General features: G+C 63.7%; 16 protein-coding genes. 12 read left to right on the top strand and 4 right to left on the bottom strand.

Annotation, left to right across the window (positions count from 1 at the left end):
* The first annotated feature begins 278 nt into the window (after positions 1-278).
* From DK261_RS26885 to DK261_RS26850, 8 genes are all read left to right on the top strand, one after another.
* On the top strand, positions 279-971 hold the full coding sequence (locus DK261_RS26885; RefSeq protein ID WP_232788615.1) for a formyl transferase: 693 nt from the start codon (positions 279-281) through the stop codon (positions 969-971).
* 221 nt (positions 972-1,192) lie between these two features.
* Positions 1,193-2,152, top strand: coding sequence for a MoxR family ATPase (locus DK261_RS26880; RefSeq protein ID WP_009048745.1), 960 nt, complete (start codon positions 1,193-1,195; stop codon positions 2,150-2,152).
* Positions 2,153-2,157: 5 nt separating this feature from the next.
* The gene (locus DK261_RS26875; RefSeq protein ID WP_009048744.1) at positions 2,158-3,102 is read left to right on the top strand and encodes a DUF58 domain-containing protein; all 945 of its coding nucleotides are present in this window, start codon (positions 2,158-2,160) and stop codon (positions 3,100-3,102) included.
* Entirely contained in the window at positions 3,099-3,593 is a 495-nt protein-coding gene (locus DK261_RS26870) for a DUF4381 domain-containing protein (RefSeq protein WP_009048743.1), read from the top strand. The genes DK261_RS26875 and DK261_RS26870 overlap by 4 nt, the downstream gene beginning before the upstream one ends.
* Positions 3,586-4,662, top strand: coding sequence for a VWA domain-containing protein (locus DK261_RS26865; RefSeq protein WP_101282351.1), 1,077 nt, complete (start codon positions 3,586-3,588; stop codon positions 4,660-4,662). The genes DK261_RS26870 and DK261_RS26865 overlap by 8 nt, the downstream gene beginning before the upstream one ends.
* Entirely contained in the window at positions 4,659-6,419 is a 1,761-nt protein-coding gene (locus DK261_RS26860; RefSeq protein ID WP_028682264.1) for a VWA domain-containing protein, read from the top strand. Before DK261_RS26865 ends, DK261_RS26860 begins: the two co-directional genes overlap by 4 nt.
* Positions 6,416-8,065 carry a BatD family protein gene (locus DK261_RS26855; protein ID WP_101282350.1) on the top strand — a complete coding sequence of 550 codons (1,650 nt, stop codon included), beginning with the start codon at positions 6,416-6,418 and terminating at the stop codon, positions 8,063-8,065. Before DK261_RS26860 ends, DK261_RS26855 begins: the two co-directional genes overlap by 4 nt.
* Before the next feature lie 123 nt (positions 8,066-8,188).
* The gene (locus DK261_RS26850) at positions 8,189-8,611 is read left to right on the top strand and encodes a hypothetical protein (protein WP_053268915.1); all 423 of its coding nucleotides are present in this window, start codon (positions 8,189-8,191) and stop codon (positions 8,609-8,611) included.
* A 56-nt stretch (positions 8,612-8,667) separates the two neighbouring features.
* Here the strand turns inward: DK261_RS26850 and DK261_RS26845 are convergent, their stop codons facing one another.
* Together DK261_RS26845 and DK261_RS26840 are read right to left on the bottom strand one after the other, a co-directional pair.
* Positions 8,668-9,828, bottom strand: coding sequence for an IS30 family transposase (locus DK261_RS26845; RefSeq protein WP_053275419.1), 1,161 nt, complete (start codon positions 9,826-9,828; stop codon positions 8,668-8,670).
* 364 nt (positions 9,829-10,192) lie between these two features.
* Positions 10,193-11,107 (bottom strand): LysR family transcriptional regulator, encoded by a 915-nt coding sequence (locus tag DK261_RS26840; protein WP_038632710.1) that lies wholly within the window; start codon positions 11,105-11,107, stop codon positions 10,193-10,195.
* A gap of 269 nt (positions 11,108-11,376) precedes the next feature.
* Between DK261_RS26840 and DK261_RS26835 the strand changes: the two genes are divergently transcribed.
* Both DK261_RS26835 and pgm read left to right on the top strand, forming a co-directional pair.
* Positions 11,377-12,399, top strand: a complete 1,023-nt coding sequence (locus tag DK261_RS26835) for a zinc-dependent alcohol dehydrogenase family protein (protein WP_016703842.1) — start codon at positions 11,377-11,379, stop codon at positions 12,397-12,399.
* A 237-nt stretch (positions 12,400-12,636) separates the two neighbouring features.
* A complete protein-coding gene (pgm, locus tag DK261_RS26830) occupies positions 12,637-14,280 on the top strand; it encodes a phosphoglucomutase (alpha-D-glucose-1,6-bisphosphate-dependent) (RefSeq protein ID WP_110176938.1) in 1,644 nt (547 codons plus the stop codon).
* A gap of 204 nt (positions 14,281-14,484) precedes the next feature.
* On the opposite strand, the gene DK261_RS26825 is transcribed toward pgm, so the two are convergent.
* Positions 14,485-15,180, bottom strand: coding sequence for a pirin family protein (locus tag DK261_RS26825; RefSeq protein WP_009049239.1), 696 nt, complete (start codon positions 15,178-15,180; stop codon positions 14,485-14,487).
* A 277-nt stretch (positions 15,181-15,457) separates the two neighbouring features.
* Between DK261_RS26825 and DK261_RS26820 the strand changes: the two genes are divergently transcribed.
* On the top strand, positions 15,458-17,917 hold the full coding sequence (locus DK261_RS26820) for a UvrD-helicase domain-containing protein (protein ID WP_110176936.1): 2,460 nt from the start codon (positions 15,458-15,460) through the stop codon (positions 17,915-17,917).
* A 61-nt stretch (positions 17,918-17,978) separates the two neighbouring features.
* On the opposite strand, the gene DK261_RS26815 is transcribed toward DK261_RS26820, so the two are convergent.
* Complete coding sequence (locus DK261_RS26815; protein WP_007924808.1) at positions 17,979-18,248, bottom strand: DUF1652 domain-containing protein; 270 nt, start codon at positions 18,246-18,248, stop codon at positions 17,979-17,981.
* Between the two features lie 277 nt (positions 18,249-18,525).
* Here DK261_RS26815 and DK261_RS26810 point away from each other — a divergent pair, with 277 nt between their 5' ends.
* Positions 18,526-19,341 carry an AraC family transcriptional regulator gene (locus DK261_RS26810; protein ID WP_110176934.1) on the top strand — a complete coding sequence of 272 codons (816 nt, stop codon included), beginning with the start codon at positions 18,526-18,528 and terminating at the stop codon, positions 19,339-19,341.
* The last annotated feature ends 13 nt before the right edge of the window (positions 19,342-19,354 follow it).

Raw genomic sequence — 19,354 nt, 5'->3', positions numbered from 1 at the left:
CTAGGCCTGATGCCGGAATTGATCGAGCAGATCGGGCCTTGCGTCCATACGCCGTGGCAAAACAATGGGAATGGGATCGATCCGCTTGTGTTGGATCGGCCGTTGCTGCCTCTCAAGGCAGGTCTGACAGAGGAGGTCTGAAGTTGCGAATCGCTTTTCTGGTGAACCGGGACGTGGAGAGCAATCTCACGCTCAATTTCCTGTTGCCCGAGATTCATGAGAGCACAGTGGGAATATTCCTCTCGGAGAGAGTGGGATCGGGCAGGAAGGTGCCACCCATGCTCGGACAACTGGCATTGATCGAGCAGGACCTCTTCAATGCCTTGGCCCCTGGGTTAAGCGGATCGAGCGACCCGGTCAGCAGCGGGCATCGATTCGGTTTTGCAGAACTGCAGCAACGCTTTGGGGTTCCTGTGCGGGTATTGCCCAGCTTGAGGGATCCTGCGGGCCTGCAAATGCTGCAGGATGCGGGAGCGGATCTGTTCATCTCCATCCGCTTTGGTCAAATCCTGAAGAATGAAGCCTTGGCCATTGCGCCACGCGGCGTCCTCAATCTTCACTCTGGCCTCTTGCCTCAATATCGAGGTGTCCTCGCGACCTTCCGGGCGCTGCTGAACGGGGACCCGGAGATCGGTTGTACCCTCCATTGGATCGACAGTCCCGGTATCGATGTGGGTCGCATCATTGAGACTGCGCGTGTGGCCGTCGAAAAGGAGCGCTCCTTGCTGTGGCACATCCTTTCACTTTATCAACCAGGCGCGGGTCTCATCATGAACGCAATCAGGCGCTTGGAGCGCGGTGAGCCCATGACGGGGACGTCCCAGGATCCATCTGCCGGGGCCTACTACTCCTTTCCCGACGAGGATGACCTGATGCAGTTCACGACACAGGGGTGGCGGCTCTTCGATCGCGAGGACGTCTGGGATCTTTTCGAATCGTACGGATTTCCGTTGCGCATAAGCGCTCCTTGAGCGCTGAACGGCGGCAAGGCTTACCGAGGCCTTGTTGCTGGGGCATTGAAAAGCTCAAAACGACGCCGCAAAAGGTTGGCGTCGCTCAACGCAATTACCCATTATTTACAGAAATTTGCCAGGTGCCGTTAGTCGCCAGGGGCCCGGATAGATTAAAGTAACGCCCCCAGCCCTGGCGTTATTCGAACGCCTTCGGTCACCCTCTGCAGGAACAGTCATCGATGGAACATCGTGAAGCGCTACTCGCGCTGCGAACCTTTCTTTCAACGCAGATTCTCGGCCAGGAAAAACTCATCGAGCGCTTGCTCATCGCCCTGCTCGCCGACGGCCACATGTTGGTCGAGGGCGCCCCGGGCCTGGCCAAGACCAAGGCCATCAAAGAGTTGGCGGAAGGCATCGAAGCGCAGTTCCATCGCATCCAGTTCACCCCCGACCTGCTGCCGGCCGACATCACCGGCACCGAAATCTATCGCCCGGAAACCGGCAGCTTCGTGTTCCAGCAAGGGCCGATCTTCCACAACCTGGTGCTGGCCGACGAAATCAACCGCGCCCCGGCCAAGGTCCAGTCGGCCTTGCTCGAAGCCATGGGCGAGCGCCAGGTCAGTGTCGGCCGCAGCACTTATGAGTTGTCGCCGCTGTTCCTGGTGATGGCCACGCAGAACCCGATCGAACAGGAAGGCACCTACCCGCTGCCCGAAGCCCAGCTCGACCGTTTCCTGATGCACGTGAAGATCGGCTTCCCCGACGCCACCGTCGAACGGCGCATCCTGCAACAGGCCCGTGGCGAAGCGCTGAACGGCGAAACCAAGCCCGAGCGCCGCATCAGCCAGCAGGCGATCTTCGCCGCGCGCAAGGAAATCCTCGGCCTGTACATGGCCGACGCCGTGGAGGAATACCTGGTGCAGCTGGTGATGGCCACCCGCACCCCGGCCAAGTTCGACCCGGAGATGGCCGAATGGATCGCCTATGGCGCCAGCCCGCGGGGTTCCATCGCCCTCGACCGCTGCGCCCGGGCCCACGCCTGGCTGGCCGGGCGCGACTTCGTCAGCCCCGAGGACATCCAGGCGGTGCTGTTCGACGTGTTGCGCCACCGCATCATTCTGTCCTTCGAAGCAGAAGCCGCCGGCATCGATCAGGACCGGGTGGTCCAGCGGATTCTCGACGTCGTAGCCGTCGCTTGACCCCGATGAACGCCAGCTCAGTCGATGCCCCGGGCATCCGCGTCAGCCTCGCCGAGCTGATCGAGATGCGCCATCGCGTGCGCGAGGTGCAGCTGTTTTCCACGCCGAGCCAGCGCAGCCCGCTGGTCGGCCTGCACCACTCCAAGCTGCGCGGCCGCGGCGTCGACTTCGACCAGGTGCGGGTCTATCAGGCCGGCGACGACGTGCGCACCATCGACTGGCGCGTCACCGCGCGCACCCAGGAGCCGCACACCAAGCTGTTCCACGAAGAACGCGAACGGCCGATCTTCATCATGGTCGAGCAGAGCCGGCGGCTGTTCTTCGGTTCCGGGCTGATGTTCAAGTCGGTGCTCGCCGCCCAGGCCGCGAGCCTGATCGGCTGGGCCGCCCTGGGCCACAACGACCGGGTCGGCGGCCTGGTGTTCGGCGACGACGACCACTACGAGATCAAGCCACGGCGCAGCAAACAGAGCCTGCTGCAACTGCTCAACCGCCTGGTGCGGGTCAACCAGTCGCTGCACAGCGAAACCGAACCCGAGCGCGACGCCCTCGGCACCGCCCTGCGCCGTGGCCGCGAAGTGCTGCGCCCGGGCAGCCTGGTGATCGTGATCTGCGACGAGCGCGCCCTGAGCGACGCCGCCGAGCAGCAACTGAGCCTGCTGTCGCGGCATTGCGACCTGCTGTTGATGCCGCTGTCCGACCCGCTGGACCACGCCCTGCCCGCCGCCGGCTTGCTGCGCTTTGCCGAGCGTGGCGCGCAGCTGGAGCTGGACACCCTCAACTACGAACTGCGCCAGGCCTATCGGGCGCAGGGCGAAGCGCGCATCGCCCGCTGGGAACTGCTGGCGCAGAAGCTGCGGGTGCTGCTGATGCCCCTGAGCACCCAGAGCGAAATGGTCGAGCAACTGCGCGAGTACCTGAACCCGCAACGCCCGGGGAAAACCCGATGAGCAGCCTCGACCAGTTGCAACCCTTGATCGCCCCGCCCGCCATCGGCCTGTGGCCGCCGGCGCCGGGCTGGTGGCTGTTGCTGGTGTTGCTGCCGTTGCTCGGTTTCGGACTGTGGCGGCTCAAGCGCTTCTGGCCACGCCAGCCCGCCCTGCCCCGCACCGAACAACCGCTGGACCCGGTGCGCCTGGCCGCCCTCGCCGAACTGGCGCTGCTGCCCAAGCCCTACGACGGCGCGCCCGCCGGTGCCTGGCTGCAACAGCTCAACGGTTTGCTCAAGCGCCTGTGCCGCAACCATTACCCCTACAGCCAGAGCCACACCCTCAACGGCCGCAAGTGGCTGGCGTTCCTCGACAACCGCTGCCCGGCGGCCGGCCTCACGCGCTGGATGGTCCTGGTGGAAGGCGCCTACAAGCCCGAGTGCAAGCTCGACGACAAGGCCATCGCCGGCCTGACCCAGGCGGTGGAAATCTGGATTCGCAAACATGTTTGAGTTCGCCTGGCCGTGGATCTTCGCCCTGCTGCCGCTGCCCTGGCTGCTGCGGGTGCTGCTGCCGGTGGCCGATAGCGGCGAACCGGCGCTCAAGGTCAGCTTCCTCAGCGACCTGGAAGGCCTGGCCAAGCGCCGCGCCCGGGCCAACCTGCCGACCTGGCGCCAGCAGGCCCCCTTCATCCTGTTGTGGCTGTTGCTGCTGGTGGCCGCCGCTCGCCCGCAGTGGCTGGGCGAGCCGCTGCCCGTGGCCGCCAGCGGCCGCGACCTGCTGGTGGCGGTGGATGTCTCCGGCTCCATGGACTTCCCCGACATGCAGTGGCAGGACGAAGACGTCAGCCGCCTGAACCTGGTCCAGCACCTGCTCGGCGACTTCCTGGAAAGCCGCGAAGGCGACCGCGTCGGGCTGATCCTGTTCGGCAGCAAGGCCTACCTGCAAGCGCCGCTGACCTTCGACCGACACACCGTGCGCGTGTGGCTGGACGAAGCGAAGATCGGCATCGCCGGCAAGAACACCGCCATCGGCGACGCCATCGGCCTGGCGCTCAAGCGCCTGCGCCAGCGGCCGGCGCAGAGCCGGGTGCTGATCCTGGTCACCGACGGCGCCAACAACGGCGGCGAAATCGACCCGCTGACCGCCGCCCGCCTGGCCGCCGAAGAAGGCGTGAAGATCTACCCGATCGGCATCGGCGCCGACCCGGAGCAAAGCGCTACCCTGGGTTTCCTCGGCCTCAACCCGAGCCTGGACCTGGACGAACCGGCGCTCAAGGCCATCGCTGCTGCCACCGGCGGGCGCTACTTCCGCGCCCGTGACGGCCAGGAACTGCAAGCGATCAAGGACACCCTCGACCAACTGGAACCGGTGACCCAGCAACCGACCCAGGCCCGTTCGGCGCAAGCGCTGTACAGCTGGCCACTGGCCGGGGCGCTGTTGCTGAGCATCCTGCTGGTGGTGCGCGAGCGCTGGCCGGACCATCCGCTGCACCGTTTCTTCACTCGCGAGCGTTTTCTGCAACCTTTGCCAGACTGGCGCGAACGGCTCAAACGCCTGCGCCTGCGGAGGCGTCGATGAGCGCGCCGTTCTGGGCCGAACTCTGGCCCCACTGGTTCCGTCCCTGGTGGCTGCTGCTGTTGCCGCTGCTCGGCTGGCTGCTGTGGCAACTCTGGCACCGGCAGAAACGCGCCGGGCGCTGGCAGATGATCCTGCCGCCGGCCTTTCACGCCGCCCTGCTCAGCGGTGGCAACGGCCGCGAAAGCAAGCTGCCGTGGGTCGCCCTCGGCCTGGCCTGGATCCTCGCCGTGCTGGCCCTGCTCGGCCCCGGCTGGCAACGGGTGGAACAGACCAGCCAGAAGCCGGCCGACCCGCTGGTGGTGTTGCTGGAACTGACCCCGGAAATGCTCGCCGGCGACGTCCCGCCCAATCGCCTGGAGCAGGCCCGGCGCAAGCTGCTGGACCTGTTGCAGGTGCGCAGCGATGCGCAGACGGCAATCGTGGTCTATGCCGGCAGCGCCCACACCCTGGTGCCGCTGTCGGATGACCTGGCCACCAGCCGCAACCTGCTGGAAGCCCTCAAGCCATCGATCATGCCCCAACCCGGGCACCGCGCCGACCTGGCGCTGCTCAAGGCCTTGAAGCTGCTGGACCAGGGCGCGCTAGGCCAGGGCCGGATCCTGCTGATCGGCTCGTCCCTGAGCGAACAGGAACGCCAAGGCATCCGCCAGGCCCTCGGCGGCCAGGCGCCGCAACTGTTGATGCTGGGTGTCGGCAGCCGCCAGGGCTCGCCGGTGGCCCAGGAAGACGGCAGCTTTCTCAAGGACGAACAGGGGGCGATTCTCATGTCGCGCCTCGACAGCCCGAGCCTGAAGCGCTTTATCGGCGAGGTCGGCGGCCGTTATCGCCCGGCACGCCTGGACGATAACGACCTGCGCGGCCTGGGCCTGCTCAGCGGCCCGCAGAACCTGCGCAGCGACGGCCAGACCCTGCGCCTGGACACCTGGGCCGACCAGGGTTACTGGCTGCTGCTGCCCTTGTTGCTGCTGGCCGCCTGCGCCGGACGCCGCGGCTGGCTGTTCTGCCTGCCGCTGCTGCTGTTCGCCGTGCCGCAGCCCAGCTACGCCTTCGAGTTCAACGACCTGTGGCTGCGCCCCGACCAGCAGGGCCAGCGCCTGCTGGAGCAGAAGCGGCCCGGCGAGGCGGCGCAGCATTTCGAGGACCCGCAGTGGCAAGGGGTGGCGCTGTACGAGGCCGGCAACTACGCCGCTGCCGCTCAGCGCTTTGCCGAAGGCAACGACGCCCGCGCCCACTACAATCGTGGCAACGCCCTGGCCAAGAGCGGCGAGCTGGAAGCCGCGCTGGATGCCTACGAGCAGGCCCTGGAGCTGCAACCGGAGCTTTCGGCCGCGCAAAAGAACAAGGCCCTGGTCGAACGCCTGTTGCAGGAAACCGAGCCCGCACCCGCGGAAGAACCGGCCAAGGGCGAAAGCCAGGACAACGACGAAACCCATCAGCCGCCACAAGCCGGCGCGGCGACCCAGGCACCGGTCACCCCGGGCCAGCAGCCACCGGAGAACAGCCACCCGACCACCGCCGACGAGTCGACGGACGACGAGGTCGCCACCCCGGGCAACGATGCGATTCCCGGCAGCGAGCTGGGCGACGAACAGACCACCACGCCGCCGCTGCGCGATGCCCAGGACAATTTCGACGGTGAACACCGTCAGGCATTGGAACAATGGCTGCGGCAGATTCCGGACGATCCGGGCGAGCTGCTGCGCCGCAAGTTCTGGTACGAACAGCAACAACATCAGGATCAGGGAAAAATTCGATGACCCGCTTCACCACCCTCCTACTCACGCTGGTATTGACGCTCGGCGCCTTCGCGGTCCGGGCCGAGGGGCTGGTCGCCAGTGTCGACCGCAGCCGCGTGAACTCCGGGGAAACCGTCGAGCTGACCCTGGAATCCAACAATGTCACGCTGTTCGGCAAACCCGACCTGACGCCGCTGCAAGCGCAGTTCGAGGTCCAGGGCACGCGCCAGGTCAACCAGTTGACCAGCCTCAACGGCGAAAACCGCGCCATCACCCGCTGGATCATCACCCTGCTGCCCAAGACCACCGGCACCGTGGTGATCCCGGCCCTGCAACTGGGCGAAGTACAGAGCCAGCCGATCACCCTGCAGGTGCTGCAAAGCGCAAGCCGCAGCGACAGCGCGCCGCTGGAGCCGGTGTTCATCGACGCCAGCCTCGATCAGGACAGCGTCTACGTGCAGGCCCAGGCGGTGCTGACCCTGCACATCTATCACTCGGTGTCGCTGTACGACGACAGCAGCCTGACGCCGTTGCAGATCGACGATGCCCGGGTCGAACAGCTCGGCGAGTCGCGCACCTATGAAAAAGTCATCAACGGCGTGCGCCACGGCGTGATCGAGATCCGCTACGCGATCTTTCCCCAGCACAGCGGCGTGCTGAATATTCCCGAGCTGATCTTCAGCGCCACCCTGGCCGATGCCGCGAACACCCAGGCCCCGGCGCCCCAGGGCCTGAAACCGGGCAAGCTGGTGCACGTGAGCTCGGCGCAGATGCCGTTGACGGTCAAGGCCAAGCCGGTCGAATACCCGGCCGACGCGCCCTGGCTGCCGGCCCGCAGCCTGAGCCTGAGCGAAAGCTGGAACCCCGAGCCGGATCACAGCCAGGTCGGCGACTCGCTGACCCGCAGCCTGACCCTCAAGGCCGAAGGCCTGTCCAGCTCGCAGCTGCCACCCTTGCCGGTGACCGAGGCCAATGGCCTGCGCAGCTATCCGGACCAGCCGCAACTGAGCAATCAGGTCAGCGACCGCGGGCTGATCGGCAGCCGCGAAGACAGCCAGGCCCTGGTGCCGAACCGCAGCGGCAGCATCGACCTGCCGGCGCTGGAAGTGGTCTGGTGGAACACCCATGAGGACCACCTGGAACGCAGCAGCCTGCCGGCGCGTACCCTGCAAGTGGCGAACAACCCAAGCCTGGTGGTGGACACCCCGGCCGGCGCGACGCCAGCCGGCGTCAGTGACGACAGCACCACGCTCTGGGCCTGGAAACTCAGCACCCTGCTCCTCGCCTGCACCACTCTGCTGGGCTTCGGCCTCTGGTGGCGGGCGCGCTGGCAGCCGGCGATCCTGCGTGCCGCGCAGACCGGCCCCAGCCCGCGCACCCTGCTCGACGACCTCAAGCGCGCCAGCCTGGCCAACGACCCGCAGGCCACCCGCCAGGCCCTGGACGCCTGGGCCCGCCAGCAACCGGAAACCCTGGCCGACATGGCCGCGCGCTTCGTACCCCTGTCCGATGCCCTGGACGGCCTCAACGGCGCGCTCTACAGCGAAACCGGCCACTACTGGCAAGGCGAAGAACTGTGGCGCGCAATCCGCACCATCCCGATCGCCGAACACGTACAGACCCCGCTGGCCGACACCAGCAGCCTGCCGCCGCTGTACCCGAAATAACCGAGGAAACCGCACAGCCTTGCGCTGCGGTTTCTGCACCCCATTTCAGAATTCTCCCATTCCTCAGCACGGGCCGAGAGTGAGCTAATCCCCACTCTCCCCCGCCGAGGCAGGCCACGAATTTTGATCATCACCTCCAGCGCCCGATTTCTGCTCGTCACCCACTTGAGTGGCGGCACCCTCCAGCCAACCACTCACCTGCGAGAGCAGCTGAACTCGATTCTCGATCATGAACTGAAGGCTGATTGCCAGTTGTTGTTCTGCAATGCCGAGCAGACTGAGTTGGGATGGCTTATTCAGTCGGGTCAGCCCTATCGAGAGCTCGATGCCAGGCTGTCCCGCCTGGCCCTGCCCGACTCCCCAGCGCTGCGCACTACTGGGTTGCGTCTGGAGCGCTTTGAACTGTTCGAACAGTATGAACAACGCGGATTGGGTGCCGCCTGGCTGTGGTGCGGGAGCCTGGTTGAAAAGATGTACCTGAGATGGCTGGCGCGGGCTTACCCGATATCGGGTAAGCCTGACGATGGGAAATCGACACTTCGCTGACGTATCTGCTTTCGGCATTAGCTGCCATCCGCGACTTGCAGCATTCGGATGTGGATTCAACCGGTCGATGCAACAGATTGGCTAAATCGTTCAGCGGGCGTTTCGTAGTTTAGTGTTTTCCGAGGACGACTGTTCAACTGCCTTGCCACTTCATTGAGCGTGGCTTGCGAGTGCTCCGCCAGGTCGGTCCCTTTCGGGAAGTACTGCCTTAACAACCCGTTGGTGTTCTCATTCGATCCCCGTTGCCAGGGACGATGGGGGTCGCAGAAGTAGACCTTGATGTCGGTCGCCACCGTAAAACGCTTATGGTCAGCCATCTCTTTGCCGCGATCCCACGTCAGCGATTGGTAGAGTTCCTCGGGGAGTTCGCGGGCGTTTTCGATCAGGGCGCTGATGACCGTCTCGGTATCCTTACCGGCCAACTTCACCAGCATCACGTAGCGGGTATTTCGCTCAACAAGAGTGGCGATCTGGCTGTTCCTGCTGCCGCACAGCAGGTCACCTTCCCAGTGACCAGGCACCGCCCGATCCTTAGCCGTGGCCGGGCGTTCGCGGATGGATACCGCGTCTGTGATTCGGCCGTGATTTTCTTTCTTCTGCGTGTGATGTCGCGAGCGACGCATGGCTCTCGTGCGCCGTAAATGCTCAAGCAACTCCTTCTTCAGGGCCCCGCGAGCCTGTATGAAGAGGGTGCGATAGATCGTCTCGTGTGACACCTGATAGCTCGTATCATCCGGGTAGGTGCGCTTCAGCCAGCCGGCAATTTGTTCCGGTGACCACTGCAATTGAAGCTTGTCTGCAACAATTTGCGCCACCGCTCGGTTCTCAACAAGCTTGCAGACCTTGGGTCGATGGGCGCGATCCCAGGCCGCCTGATCAGCTCGATTAGCCCGGTAGCCTCCTTGGCCACCGTTGCGTCTGATCTCACGACTGATCGTAGAGGCTGCTCGCCCTAGCAGCGCGGCTATGGAACGGATCGAGTTACCTGCCACCACTGCCCGCGAAATCTCTTCGCGTTCAGCCAACGTCAGGGCCAATCTGGACCTGCGCCGTACAGCGGGTCTAATACCCCCTGTTTCCGCCAGGATGCGCTGTACCGATGAGTGGTTTCGATCAAATAGTTGGGCGATCTGCTGGAGAGAGTCGCCTTTCTGCCAGTGATCCCACATCAGTTTCTTCTGGCTTTCGGTGTAATAGATCCGAGGTCTCTGCTTCATCTGCAACACTCCTTCTGCTTACACAGAATTTAGTTGTGTTGCATCGACCGGTTGAATCCACAACCCAAAGCTGCCCATCACTGGTTACGACAATCGGTTTAGAACAGACATCGAGACTAGTAGAGTAGAGCCTACACTCTATTGCTAATGATCAAAACAGTTGGTGCGATGGTGGTTTGCGAGCAGTAGCGTATGACTTTTCCGAAAAAGGGCTGTTGGACCTCGGGCCGGGGGCATCCTTTTCAAACCATCCAAAGCATGCCCTCAGATGTGCCCCCAATTTAGCAATCCACCGGAAGTGAATGGAGCTCCATGGTTGGTGGAAAGGCAAAAATGATCAGATGAACAGCCTGCCAGACGACGCCTAAAGACTCTCAGGATCGCCGAAGAACATCTGGATCCGCGAGCGCAACCAGCGTTCGCCCGGGTCGTTGTCCTGGGAGCCGCGCCAGGCCATGTGCAGGTCGAAGGTGCGCGCCGGCAGGGGCAGGTCTTCGGCGCGCACGCCGCCGGCGGCGGTCAGGGCGTCGGCGGTGTAGTCCGGCACGGTGGCGACTATGTCGGTGCCGCTGAGCAGGGTGCTCAGGCCGTTGAACTGCGGCACCGCGAGCACCACGTGACGCTTGCGCCCGAGTTTTTCCAGCTCTTCATCGATAAAGCCACTGAGGTCGCCGGCGAATGACACCAGGGCGTGGGGGCGGGCGCAGAAGTCGTCGAGGCTCAGGGCGCCGGGCATGCTGTCGGCCCGCAGCAGCTTGGGCAGGCTGCGACGCAGCACCTTGCGCTTGGCGTTGGCCGGCAGGTCCTGGGTGTAGCTGACACCAATGGATATTTCGCCGGAGGCCAGCAGGGCCGGCATCAGCAGGTAGTTGGCGCGGCGCACCACCAGCACGATCCCCGGCGCTTCGGCGCGCAGGCGCTTGAGCAGCATCGGCAGCAGGGCGAATTCGACGTCGTCGGACAGGCCGATGCGGAACACCGCGGTACTGGTCGCCGGGTCGAATTCGGCGGCGCGGCTGACCGCGGTGGAGATCGAGTCGAGGGCGGGCGAGAGCAGGGCGAAGATTTCCACCGCCCGGGCCGACGGCTCCATGCTGCGCCCGGTGCGGACGAACAGCGGGTCGTCGAACAGGCTGCGCAGGCGCGACAGCGCCGCACTGATGGCCGGCTGGCCGAGGAAGAGTTTCTCCGCCGCCCGGGTCACACTGCGTTCATGCATTAATGTTTCAAACACGATCAACAGGTTCAGGTCGACACGACGCAGGTCATTACGATTCATCTTGAGTCCTGGCAGAGTCAGCAAACTTGACGAGAGCGGCCATATGAGAACAATGGCCGGCATGAATCTTACGGGGAAAGGCTGCTACTCTGCACCGGCTAATTGTTTTTTCCTGTAAGGAAGCCTGCGCTCTGGCACGCTGTTTATCGTTGTTGCAGGTGCCGCGGAATCAATGACAGGCATGTCGACTATTAATAGCCACTGATGGTCTTGGCCAGAAAGCCCAGATAGAGTTCAGGGCATTAGAGGTTACTTTGACGAGGTTTGCGATGTCCCGCACGATCCGTTTTCACAAGTTTGGTCCGGCCGAGGTGCTCAAGTGCGAAGAGCATGCGGCCGCTCTGCCTGCGCCAGGCGAAGTGCAGGTGCGTGTCGAAGCGATCGGCATCAGTTGGTACGACGTGCTCTGGCGCCAGAACCTGGCGTCCTCCCATGCCCGCCTGCCTTCCGGCCTTGGCCATGAGATGGCCGGCGTGGTGACTGCGGTCGGCGAAGGCGTCGACGACCTGGCCGTGGGCGACAAGGTGGCCAGCTTCCCGGCCGAAAGCCCGAACGATTATCCGGTCTACGGCGAGCTGATTGTCCTGCCACGCTCGGCGCTGACCCGCTATCCCGATGTGCTCAGCCCGACCGAAGCCGCGGTGCATTACACGCCGCTGCTGGTGGCCTACTTCGCTTATGTCGACCTGGCGCGGGTCAAGCCCGGGCAGTTCGCCCTGGTCACCGATGCCAGCCACTGCGCCGGTCCGTCCTTTGTCCAGCTGGGCAAGGCACTTGGCGTGCGGGTGATTGCCGCGACCAAGACCGCTGAAGAGCGTGAGTACCTGCTGTCCCTGGGTGCCGAGAAAGTCATCGTCACCGAAGAGCAGGACCTGCTCATGCAGATCAACAAATACACCGACAACCGTGGCGTCGACGTGGTGTTCGATGGCCTGGGCGGTCCGCAGATGTCGATGCTCGGCGACGTCCTGGCGCCGCGCGGCAGCCTGGTGCTGTATGGCCTGCAAGGCGGCAACCAGACACCGTTCCCGGCCTGCGCGGCGTTCCAGAAGAACATCCAGTTCTTCGTGCACTGCATCGGCAACTTCACCGGCAAGCCCGAGCTGGGCATCATCCAGGACCAGGTGGCCTTGCAGCGCGCCTTGCGCGACATCAACCAGCTGACGGCGGACCGTGTGCTGCTGCCGCTGAAGACCCGGGTCTTCCCGTTCAACGAGTTCGTCGAAGCCCACCGCTACATGGATGAATGTCCTTGTCGCGAACGGGTCGCACTGCAGGTCGAACCGGCCTGATCCTGACGCCAGGGTTCGCCATCGCGCACTCTGGCGTTTCTGTCTTTGCGGTCACTCCCTTCTTTATTCCTGCCTCGATCCTGAGAGGCTTGCGCGCAGCTGCCGACCATGGCCTGTATCAAGCTGGCCATAGCTGCCTATTGTGCGAGCCGCCACGGATAGATCCCGTCGCGTTGCGGTCAAACTGCCAGTAAACTGCGCAGCACTCACCGAACCATCCATTTCCCGAGGTTTTGCATGACACTCAGTCCTTTTGCGGGCAAACCGGCACCGACAGAATTGCTGGTCGATCTTCCGCGACTGGTAACGGCCTACTACACCGGCCAGCCCGATGCCGCCATCCCTACCCAGCGGGTCGCCTTCGGCACCTCGGGGCATCGTGGCAGCTCGTTCGATCTGAGTTTCAACGAATGGCACGTCCTGGCCATCAGCCAGGCGATCTGCCTGTATCGCCAGGCCCAGGGCATCGATGGCCCGCTGTTTGTCGGCATCGACACTCACGCGCTGTCCACCCCGGCCGGCGCCAGCGCCCTGGAAGTGCTGGCCGCCAACGGCGTGACCGTGATGATCGCTGCGGGCGACGAGTACACCCCGACGCCGGCGGTGTCCCACGCGATTCTCTGCTACAACCGTGGTCGCACCAGCGGCCTGGCCGACGGCATCGTGATCACCCCGTCGCACAACCCGCCACAAAGCGGTGGCTACAAGTACAACCCTACCAACGGCGGCCCGGCCGACACCCACATCACCAAGTGGATCGAAGCCAAGGCCAACGAACTGCTGGCCAACAAACTGGCCGGCGTGAAGCGCATCAGCTACGAGCAGGCGCTGAAAGCCGACACCACCCATCGTCATGACTACGTCAACAGCTACGTCGCCGACCTGATCAACGTCATCGACCTGGATGCCATCCGCAACGCCAAGCTGCGCCTGGGCGTCGATCCGCTGGGCGGAGCAGGGGTGCGCTACTGGTCGGCGATTGCCGAGCACTATCGCCTGGACCTGGAGGTGGTCAACAAGGAAGTCGATGCGACTTTCCGTTTCATGTCCGTCGACTGGGATGGCCAGATCCGCATGGACCCGTCGTCCAGCTATGCGATGCAAGGCCTGATCGGCCTGAAGAATCGTTTCGACGTGGCTTTCGGCTGCGACCCGGATCACGACCGCCACGGTATCGTGACCCCGACTGGCGGCCTGCTGGCGCCGAACAATTACCTGGCGGTGGCCATCGACTACCTGTTCCAGAACCGCCCGCAATGGCGCGCCGATGCGGCCGTGGGCAAGACCGTGGTCAGCAGTGGCCTGATCGACCGCGTGGCCGCGCGCCTGGGCCGTCGCCTGTACGAAGTGCCGGTGGGCTTCAAATGGTTCGCCGACGGCCTGTTCGACGGCTCCCTGGGTTTTGGCGGTGAAGAGAGCGCCGGTGCTTCGTTCCTGCGCAAGGACGGCGGCGTCTGGAGCACCGACAAGGATGGCCTGATCCCGGCCTTGCTGGCCGCGGAAATGACCGCCCGCACCGGTCGTGACCCGAACCAGGCCTACCGCGCCTTGTGCGACGAGCTGGGCGAACCGTTCTCGGTGCGCGTCGATGCCAAGGCCAACCCGCAGCAGAAAGCGCTGCTGAGCAAGCTGTCGCCGGAGCAGGTGACCTCGACTCAACTGGCCGGCGAAAGCATCCAGCAGATCCTCAGCCATGCGTCGGGCAACGACCAGGCGATCGGCGGGCTCAAGGTCATGACCGAGAACGGCTGGTTCGCCGCGCGTCCATCGGGCACCGAAGACATCTACAAGATCTACGCCGAGAGCTTTATCGGCGACGAGCACCTGAAGCAGCTGGTGCAGGAAGCCCAGACCCTGGTGGACGGCGCGATCAGCGGTTGATCCAGCGGCATTTCGCGGCAGACAAAAAAGGGGCGACCAAGCGGTCGCCCCTTTTTATTGCTGCCGCGTCTTGTAGGCGCGAGGCTTGCCCGCGATGGCTGCCGTTTGAGCGACAACGATCTTCAGCTAGAACGGAAAGGGCTGCTTTGCCGCCCATCGCGAGCAAGCTTCGTTCCTACAGAAGCCGACCGTTTCTTCGCTGTCTCAAGCCAGGTCCACCAGGACGATTTCGCTGTCCTCGATGGCGGTGACCCGCAGCAGGCGTTCATCCTCGACCGCGACACCGTCTCGAGCTTCGGCGCGCAAGCCGTTGACTTCAATCACCCCGGTCGCCGGTACCAGGTAGGCCCGGCGCCCGTTGTCCAGCGAGTACTCGGCAGACTCGCCGGCCTTCAGGTTGGCGGCCACCAGCCGCGCATCGGCACGGATCCGCAGGCTCTGGTCATCGCCTTGCTTGCCGCTGGCCAGGGTCACGAAACCCTCGCGCTGGCCTTTGGGGAACGGCTTGGCGCCCCAGGACGGCGCGGAGCCGGCCTCGTTGGGGATGATCCAGATCTGGAAGATCTTGGTTGCGCCGGCTTCCAGGTTGTATTCGCTGTGGGCGATCCCGGTGCCGGCGCTCATCACCTGCACGTCGCCAGCCTCGGTACGGCCCTTGTTGCCCAGGTTGTCCTGGTGGGTAATGGCGCCTTCACGGACGTAGGTGATGATCTCCATGTCGCGGTGCGGGTGTTGCGGGAAACCGCTGCCGGGGGCGATCACGTCGTCGTTCCACACGCGCAGGTTGCCCCAGTTCATGCGTTTGGGGTCGTAGTACTCGGCGAACGAAAAGTGGTGGTGGGCATCCAACCAGCCATGATGGGCGCCGCCCAGGGATTTGAAGGGTCTGAGTTCAAGCATGATCGTCTCCTGTCAGGGTTCGTCATGGGGCGTCTTGGTAGAGCCGCAGAACGAGACCGGTGATTGATGGCGCCCATCATCCATCAGCCAAACATCGATAAAAAGCGCAAAAAATGCCGTAATCCGATCTAATAAGTAGATATATTTTGTAGCCTTTCTTTTGCTTTCAAACATTCAATTGATGGCTTAAGTGAATGACCTGTAAGCATTTCACTAGAAGTCATCGACGAATGAAGCGACCATACCGCCCCACACAGCCTCACACCCTGGAGTCAGCGTGCCGCAACACACCCCCGATCTTCCTCCCGAACTCTTGCCCCTGGCCGAAATGCCGCTGCTCAAGCGCTTGGCGGCCAGGTTCTTCGGTCACGGCCTCAGCCGCCTGCGCGCCCAGCATCGCGCGTCCTGGTTGCACGGCCAGGCGGATGGCTTTCGCAGCGGGCACACCGCCGGGGTGGAGTACGGTTACCAGGAGGGCAAGGCCGAAGGCCTGGAGCAGGGCCGTCAGGTCCTGCTGATTCGCGACAGCCGCTCCACCGAGCATCCGGCCCCCGGCGTCGACGATCATCTGTTCGACGACTGGCGCCTGCCGCTGAGCGCCGAGCTGAAGAAACGCATCAAGGCCGACGTTGGCCGCCTGCTGCCGGCCCATGCCCAGCCCAGCAGCGCGCAATGGAAGATGATCTTCAGTGAAACCCCGTCGACCTCGGTGATTGCCGGCGCTGGTGCGGGCAAGTCGACCTCTCTGGTCCTGCGCATCCTGCTGCTCAATCATTACCTGGGCTTCGAGCTCGACTCGATGACCGTGGTGACCTTCACCCGCGAGTCGCGCAAGGACTTCATCAACAAGTTGATGGAGGTGTTCGCGCTCTGGGGCCGGCCCCTGGGGCTCAAGGAGGCGCGGGAACTGGTGCGCACCTTCCACTCGCGCATCCTGCCGATGGTCCGCAGCCTGCCGGGCTTCGAGCGCCTGCAGGCGTTCGAGAACCTCAGCGATCGCCCGGCGGCGGGGGATCTGGAGGTCGACAGCAATCCCTTCGACCTGCGGATCAACGACGCCCAGCGCAAGCACCTGAATGCCTGTTATCACGCCTTGCACCGGCGCGACGGGCGTTTCCGCGAGGCGATCAAGCCGTTGCTGCGCCACGCCCTGCAGCTCAAGGAGTTGGAGCGCGATCACCCGGATGTGCAAAAACGCATGGCCGTGACCGAGCTGGCGGCCAAGCGCGATGAAGAGCTGTGCGACACCCTCGAAGACCTGTGGTTTCGCGCCGGGGCCTGGCCGATCAAGGGCATCGAGCCGAACCGGCAGACGGTGGAGATCAACGGCTCGCAGTTCCACTGCCATGGCTACATCGCCGAGCTGGATGCCTGGGTGGTGCTGGGGTTCGATCCTCGGGAAAACCCGCAGCTGAGTCGCCCCGGATCGAAGCTTTCGGTACGTGCGGAGTGGGCGGTAAAGCGCACCCTGTTTCAAGCTTTCTGTCGTAAATCTATGATTTGGCTGGATAGTTACGATTCAGCAAAGCGGGTTTTGTCGTCTCTGGCCGGCGACGCCACGGCCGGGCCGGGCTTCGATTACAAGGTCAAGGGCGAGCTGGCTTCGGCGCCGCTGCTGGACTGTTTTGTCGCCGCGGCCGGGTTTATCGAGAACCTCGGGCTGGATGTGTCGGTGGCCGTAGGCCAGATGGTTTTCCCCCAGGACGACCCGGATCGCTACTTCTTCGAGGCCTTGAGCCTGTTCTGGCGGGCGCTGGACGACCATCTGCTCGACCAGTCGCCGCCGATCATGAGCTACAACCGCATGTTCTCGCTGTTCGGCGAGAACACCCCGGAGAACTTCAAGCTGCTCAGCGATGAGCGGCTGCGGCCGATGTCGCACCTGATGATCGACGAATTCCAGGACGTCTCGCCGCAGATCGTCTCGTGGATTCGCGCCAGCCTGCGCGAGATCCGCAGTCGCGGGCCGGCGATGCATGTCGGGCGTGGGGCGCAGCGCTCGTCGTTGCTCTGCGTAGGGGACGACTGGCAGTCGATCTACGGCTGGCGTGGCAGTTCGCCGAAGTACTTCATGGAGTTCAACAAGGAATTCCCGTCGCCGGCCACCAGCCGGGTGATGCTCAGTGAGAACTATCGCAGCCATCAGCACATCATCGACGCGGCGGAACATATCGTTCGCGCGGCGCCGGCGATTGCCGGGAAGAAGGCCAAGGCCAGCGGCGAACCCAAGGAAGTGTTGCCGGTGAATGTGCTGGACCGCGACGACCAGGGGCTGGCAGCGCGGCTGGCGGAGCACTATCGCAACGGTGATTCAATCTTGATGCTGTTTCGAAAAAGTAGCGATAAGTTATTGATAGAAGAGCATATTTTACCAATAGTTAATGTTGATTCTAGATTGCCGACGGAGGAGCGCCGCCTCAAGCAACTGACCTACCACAGTTCCAAGGGCTTGCAGGCGGATGCGGTGTTCCTGCTCGGCGACTGCCAGCACCTGACCAGTTCGCCCTACAAGAACCAGGTCTATCGCATGGCCGGCCTGGGTAAGGATGGCGACAGTGAGCCCTACGACAATGCGCAGAAGGACGAGACCCTGCGCCTGGCCTATGTCGGCATCACCCGGGCGGTGAAACATTGCTACTGGTATGTGGACAGCCCGGACACCCAGGCGGCCAATGCGCCCAAGGCGTCGGACCGGATTCCCCAGGGCAAGCCGTTCTTCGCCGACCTGCGGGCATGAAAAAGCCCGCGCAACGGCGGGCTTGAGGACAACCTGGGGCGGGTCAAGAAAAGGAGCGGCCCTAGGCTTTCAAGGCGAGTGGCGGCATGAAGGCCTCCAGCTCGTCTTCCACCGCCTCGATTATTCGTTCGACATCGGTGGCGTTCATCACGGTGGCGCAGGGGATGCCGGCAATGGCGATCATGGTCTCGCCGCTGGCACGATCGAAGAGCCGGGCGATCATGCTGCCGGGCGCATCCATGCTGGCCTCGAAGCCCATGGGGTGAAAATGCCAGCGCATCAGCTGGCAGGCGTTGGGAAAGGTGACTTTGCTGGCGGAGACTCTATTCATGGATTGCCCACCTTGTTCATTGAGCGCTTCCTTGTGCTCGCGGTAGGTATGGAAGGACCGTCAATGGACCAACCGTGGAGCTTTTAAAAATAGCACCGGGATATGACATTCAACGGCTTTTTTTCAGGCCGTTTGGCAATTGCCTTGCACTTTTTTGATGCAGGTCATTTCCGCTAGCGGTTTAGGCAAAACGCCAGTATCCAGGGGCCATGCATTGGCCATTGAAGCGCTGGAGGAACTTCGGCAAGCTGCGCCTTTCCGTCCCCCGAGTACCTTAATGTCTGCCCTTGATGATGGCCCGGCGCAAACCCAGGCCACCGGCGAGACGGTGCTGCGCTATCACCTGTGCTGGAAGCACCGCGACCTCGATGGCGTCATGGCGCTGTATCACCCGGAAATCCAATACAACGACTTTTTCCAGAACCGCACCCTGGGCCTGGACGAGTTGCGTGAATACGTGCGCAACAGCATGCCGCGCGCGCCCGACGAAGCCCTGGAGCACAGCGACCGCATCCGCCTGGACGGCAATACCGCGTTCATTCAATACCAGGTGACCCTGCGCGGCGGGCAGGGCCTGGTGTCGTTTCGCGCCAGCGAGGCGATCACCGTGCGCGACGGCCTGATCTGGCGGGTCAATGAATACGCTTCCCTGGTGCGCGAGGCGGCGCCGAGCAAGGCCGGTGGTGGCGCGCGGCCGGCGGCCAGCCGTCTGGGGCTGTCGCCGCGCCAGTTGAGCTTCATGGCCGAGGACCTGCAGCAGTACTTCGAGCGCCAGCAGCCGTACCTCGACCCGGAGCTGGACCTGCAGCGGGTGGCGAAGGAGTGCGGCTACAGTCGCAACCAGATCTCCTACCTGCTCAACCAGGTGCTGGGGCAGAGTTTCTACCGCTATGTGAACCAGGCCCGCCTGCAGCATTTGCTGACGGCGCTGGACCAGGCCGCGCCGCCGGTGCGTATCGATGAGCTGGCATTCGCCGCCGGCTTCAATTCGCTGTCGGCGTTCTACAGCTGTTTCCGCCAGCACACCGGCCTCTCGCCCAAGGCTTATGCCAAGCAAATTTCTTTGCGTGCACGCGCGCAAGACAGCCCCTGAGCCCAGGCACTAG

The sequence above is a fragment of the Pseudomonas sp. RW409 genome, from assembly GCF_003184125.1.
Taxonomy (GTDB): Bacteria; Pseudomonadota; Gammaproteobacteria; order Pseudomonadales; family Pseudomonadaceae; genus Aquipseudomonas; species Aquipseudomonas chlororaphis_I.
The sequence above is the reverse complement of the archived record's forward strand: the minus strand, read 5'-3'. Positions and strand labels throughout refer to the sequence as shown.